Origin of the sequence: Marivita sp. (genome assembly GCF_022763305.1) — a bacterium.
Lineage (GTDB): Bacteria > Pseudomonadota > Alphaproteobacteria > Rhodobacterales > Rhodobacteraceae > Marivita.
Map to the genome: position 1 here is coordinate 1 of NZ_JALEGT010000063.1, position 3,957 is coordinate 3,957.

Consider the following 3,957-nt stretch of genomic DNA (forward strand, 5'->3'; position numbering starts at 1 on the left):
ACCAACAAGCGCCAAGACGACTGGGGCGGCAGCGCCGCGAACCGCCACCGATTCCCGGTCGAGATCGTGCGCGCGGTGCGCGAACGTTGCGGCCCCGAGTTTCTGGTCATCTACCGGATTTCGGCGGCCGATCTGGTCGAGGGCGGCGCGCCCGCCGATGAAATTGCCGCACTGGCCCGCAAGATAGAGGCCGCAGGTGCGGATATTCTGAACACCGGCATCGGCTGGCACGAGGCCCGTGTGCCGACGATCGCCTATCCGGTGCCGCGCGGTGCCTGGCGCAAGGCGGCAGCCAACGTGAAAGCGGCCGTGTCGATCCCGGTGGTCGCCTCGAACCGGATCAACACACCCCAGCTTGCCGAAGACATACTTGCCTCTGGCGATGCGGACATGATCTCGATGGCGCGCCCGTTTCTGGCCGATCCGCATTTCGTGAAAAAGGCGCGAGAGGGCCGCGCGGACGAGATCAACACCTGCATCGCCTGCAACCAGGCCTGTCTGGATTTCATCTTTTCGGACCGGCCGGTCGGATGTCTGGTCAATCCAAGGGCCGGGCGTGAAACCGAATTCCAGGATACGCCAACCGACGCGCCAAAGAAAGTGGCCGTCGTCGGCGGTGGTGCCGCGGGCATGGCCACAGCCGCCGAGGCGGCGCGGCTGGGCCATGCTGTCACGCTGTTCGAGGCGCAGGACAAGCTGGGCGGTCAGCTGAATCTGGCCCGCGCCGCACCCGGCAAGGACGAATTCGACGAAACCCTTCGGTATTATGCCGGTCAGATGCAGAAACACGGGGTCACGCAGCGTCTGGGACAACGGGCAGAGGCGAGCGATCTTGAAGGCTTCGACCATGTGGTCATCGCTACCGGGGTCACGCCGCGGGTTCCCGACCTGCCGGGTATCGACCATCCCAGCGTCGCGACCTATGCCGAAATTCTGTCCGGCGACCGTGTGGCGGGCGACCGTGTCGTCGTGATGGGGGCAGGGGGCATCGGTCATGATGTGGCCGAGTTCTTGGTGACCGAACCCGCCGAGACTGCCAACTCCGACGTCTTTTGCGAAACCTGGGCTGTGGACCCCGAATTTGTCTCCTCGGGTGCCCTGAGTGGCGACCCTCTGGCCCCGGAACCATCGCGCCGCAAAGTCGTCATGCTTCAGCGCAAGACATCGAAACCCGGTGCAGGTCTGGGCGTCTCGACAGGGTGGATTCTGCGGAATGCGCTGCGCAAACACGGGGTCGAGGCCATGGGCGGCGTGACCTATGAATATATCGACGACGCGGGGCTGCACATCGTTGTGGATGGAAAGCCAAAGGTCATCGCGGCCGATACAATCGTGTTGTGCACCGGTCAGGAGCCGGAACGGGCCCTGGCAGAAGAGCTTGCCGCGCGCGGCGTCCCGGTTACAATGATCGGCGGGGCAAAGGAGGCCGCCGAACTGGATGCGCTGCGCGCCATTGATGAAGGCGTGCGCCTGGCGCAGGGTCTCTGAACCGAAGCCCGCGCAAGGGGGGATACCATGCTGACCGAAGTTTCGCGTGCAGGACGCGCCGACCTTTATTCGATCTTTCGAACCCGCGCACAGGATTGCGCGGGGGATCTGGCCATCGAGGACGGCAGCAAGAGACTGAGCTAGTTCACCCTGAACAAGTCCCAACGCATTGATTTTGTTTTATGAAGCGGCGTTTTCAGTATTCTGGAACTGCAGGATTTGGTAGGTTTCGGGCGAGAAGCCTGCAATTTCGGATCAACGTATGAAGCCCAAATCCCGCGCCCCTGAACAGGACGACCTGTTGCGCCCACGCCTGACGGACATGATCGACATGCGCCACGAGCTGGTGAAGCTGGCCGCCCTGATCGACTGGGAGTTCTTCGAGGATGAGTGGGCGGGGTTCTTCACGTCGCACACCGGCCGCCCGGCGACGTCGCCGCGACTGGTGGCGGGGTTGCTCTATTTGCAGCATGCCTACCGGCTCTCGGACGAGGCGGTGGTGGCGCGGTGGGTGGAGAACCCCTATTACCAGCACTTCTGTGGCGAGACGTTCTTCCAGCATTGCTTCCCGCTCGATCCTTCGTCGCTGACGCGGTGGCGCAAGCGGATCGGGGAAGAGGGCGTCGAATGGCTTCTGACCAAGACGATCGAGGCGGGCCGTGAAGCTGGAGTGATCTCCGAGCGGAGTGTCGAGGCGGTGATCGTGGACACGACGGTGATGGAGAAGGCGATCGCGCATCCCACGGACGCGCGGCTCTGCGAGAAGGCGCGCCGGCGCCTGGTGGCGCTCGCGCAGGAGGCAGGCCTGTCCCTGCGCCAGAGCTACGCGCGGCTTGCGCCGCGGCTGTCGGGCCAGGTCGGGCGCTACGCGCATGCGCGCCAGTTCAAGCGGATGCGCAAGGCCCTGCGGCGGCTGAAGGGCTATACCGGGCGCGTCCTGCGCGACATCCAGCGCCAGTTGGGCCGTGTGGCCGACGCCGGTTTGCGGGAGCGGATCGAGGCGGAGATTGCCTTGTCGGGCCGGCTCTTGCGGCAGAAGCCGAAGGACAAGGGCAAGCTCTACGCACTGCACGAGCCCGAGGTGGACTGCATCTCCAAGGGCAAGGCGCGGGTCCGTTACGAGTTCGGCACTAAGGTGTCGGTGGCAACCACGCACCGGGAGGGCTTCGTCGTCGGCATGCGGTCGATGCCCGGCAACCCCTATGACGGGCACACCCTTCGCGAGGCGCTGGAGCAGGTGGAGATCCTGACCGAGACCCGGCCCAGGAGGGCCTTCGTCGACCGCGGCTACCGCGGCCACGGTGTGCAGACGACCGAGGCGTTCATCTCGGGCCAGCGCCGCGGGATGACGCCGGCGCTCCGGCGCGACCTGCGCCGGCGCAGCGCAATCGAACCTGTGATCGGGCACATGAAGACCGACGGCCGCCTTGCCCGCTGCGCTCTCAAGGGCACGCTCGGAGACGCGCTCCACGCTGTGCTCTGCGGCTGCGGGCACAACATCCGCATGATCCTGGCCCATCTGAGGGCTCTCGTGGCCGAAATCCTCGCCGCTCTCATCGCCGCGATCGGTGCGATCATCGCTCTACCGCGGCCGAAATGCGGCATCAGAGCCGCAGCTGCGTGATGTTCAGGGGCGACTGAGCTATGCCGAATTGCTGGGGAGGGTCGATCGTCTGGCTGCCGTGTTTCTGGCCAGGGGCGTGGCGCCCGGCGACCGGATCGCGATTCTGTCGCATAAACGCTCGGAGTACCTGGAGGTCGAACTGGCAGCGGCAGGAATTGGCGCGATTGTCGCTTGCCTGAACTGGCGGCTTGCCCCCGATCAACTGTGGCACTGCATCGATCTGGTCGAGCCGGTGCTCGCGATCGTCGAACCGGACTTTTCAGAAATGTATCACGCCGTCGCGTCGACACCCTGTCTGACCATCGGGCCAGACCTGGAAACGGCCATTGCCGGGGCCGAGCAAGACCCGCGCATCGGGACCATGGTCGACGATCCAGAGGCTGGTCTGACGATCTTGTATACCTCGGGGACTACGGGCCTGCCCAAAGGGGCGCTCATCAGCCACCGCGCGCATATCGCCCGATCCATGGTTTTTGCGGCGCAGCTGGCGCTGGATCCCGGCGACGGGTTCATCGCTTGGGCACCTATGTTCCACATGGCGTCCACCGATCATGCGCTGGCGACGGTCCTGCGGGGCGGAACCGTGGTGATGGTAGACGGTTTGCAGCCTGCGGTCATCAACGAGGCGTTGTCGCGCCACCGGATCGGCTGGTTCGTGATGATGCCCGGTGCGCTGGACGCCTTTATCGCAGAACGACGCGCCAACCCTTTGCCGCTGAAGGGAATCAAGGTTTGCGGCGCAATGGCCGATCTGGTGCCGCCGCATCAGATCGCGGAACTGACGGCCCTTCTGGACACGCCCTATCTGAATTCCTTCGGCGCAACTGAAACCGGCCTGCCGCCGG

General features: G+C 64.9%; 3 protein-coding genes. All 3 read left to right on the top strand.

What is annotated here, in order from left to right:
- Positions 1 to 1,488, top strand: a 1,488-nt coding sequence (locus tag MRY75_RS12590) for an FAD-dependent oxidoreductase (protein WP_292308320.1), incomplete at its 5' end; no start/stop codon positions are given.
- 262 nt (positions 1,489 to 1,750) lie between these two features.
- Positions 1,751 to 3,112: an IS5 family transposase gene (locus MRY75_RS12595; protein ID WP_027238795.1), complete on the top strand. Its 1,362-nt coding sequence runs from the start codon at positions 1,751 to 1,753 to the stop codon at positions 3,110 to 3,112.
- A partial coding sequence (locus tag MRY75_RS12600; RefSeq protein WP_292308324.1) for an AMP-binding protein occupies positions 3,057 to 3,957 on the top strand: 901 nt, incomplete at its 3' end. The genes MRY75_RS12595 and MRY75_RS12600, both read left to right, overlap by 56 nt.

Excerpts from the sequence above, each read along its gene's own strand:
- MRY75_RS12595 (WP_027238795.1), top strand. The coding sequence starts at position 1,751 with ATGAAGCCCAAATCCCGCGCCCCTGAACAGGACGACCTGTTGCGCCCA.